Raw genomic sequence first — 1,173 nt, forward strand, 5'->3', positions numbered from 1 at the left:
TCGACGATGCTGGCGACGATGCCGGCCCCGACGGTGCGGCCGCCTTCACGGATGGCGAAGCGCAGCTTCTCTTCCATCGCGATCGGCACGATCAGCGTCACGTCCATCGTCACGTTGTCGCCCGGCATCACCATCTCGGTGCCCTCGGGAAGCGTGCACACTCCGGTCACGTCCGTCGTGCGGAAATAGAACTGCGGCCGGTAGTTGGTGAAGAACGGTGTATGGCGACCGCCCTCCTCCTTGGTCAGGATGTACGCCTCGGCCATGAACCGCGTGTGCGGCTTCACCGAACCCGGCTTGCACAGAACCTGGCCGCGCTCGACGCCCTCGCGGTCGACGCCGCGGATCAGCGCGCCGATGTTGTCGCCCGCCTGGCCCTGGTCCAGAAGCTTGCGGAACATCTCCACGCCCGTCACCGTCGTCTTCTTGGTGTCGCGGATGCCGACGATCTCGACTTCCTCGCCAACCTTCACGATGCCGCGCTCGACACGCCCCGTCACCACCGTGCCGCGACCCGAGATCGAGAACACGTCCTCGATCGGCATCAGGAACGGCTGGTCGATCGGACGCGCCGGCGTCGGAATGTAGCGATCCACTTCCGCCATCAGCGCCCGCACCGCGTCCTCGCCGATCTCCTTGTTGGAATCTTCCAGAGCCGCCAGCGCCGAGCCCTTCACGATCGGGATGTCGTCGCCCGGGAACTCGTAGGACGACAGAAGCTCGCGAACCTCGAGCTCGACCAGTTCCAGAAGCTCCTCGTCGTCGACCTGATCGACCTTGTTCAGGAACACCACCACCGCCGGAACGCCGACCTGGCGCGCCAGAAGAATGTGCTCGCGGGTCTGCGGCATCGGGCCGTCCGCCGCCGACACCACCAGGATCGCGCCGTCCATCTGCGCAGCGCCCGTGATCATGTTCTTCACGTAGTCGGCATGGCCAGGGCAGTCGACATGCGCGTAATGCCGCGCTTCCGTCTCGTACTCCACATGCGCCGTCGAGATCGTGATCCCGCGCGCCTTTTCCTCCGGCGCCGCGTCGATCTGGTCATACGCACGGTACTCGCCGAAATACTTCGTGATCGCCGCCGTCAACGACGTCTTGCCGTGATCAACGTGACCAATCGTCCCGATGTTCACATGCGGCTTGTTGCGCTCGAATTTGCTCTTGGCCATC

General features: G+C 64.6%; 1 protein-coding gene. It reads right to left on the minus strand.

Annotation, left to right across the window (positions count from 1 at the left end; all coding sequences use genetic code 11):
* A partial coding sequence (gene tuf, locus VQ044_RS25245) for an elongation factor Tu (RefSeq protein WP_327650415.1) occupies window positions 1-1,172 on the minus strand: 1,172 nt, incomplete at its 3' end.
* Window position 1,173: the final 1 nt, after the last annotated feature.

It is taken from the genome of Aurantimonas sp. C2-5-R2 (assembly GCF_036549495.1).
Classification (GTDB): domain Bacteria; phylum Pseudomonadota; class Alphaproteobacteria; order Rhizobiales; family Rhizobiaceae; genus Aurantimonas; species Aurantimonas coralicida_A.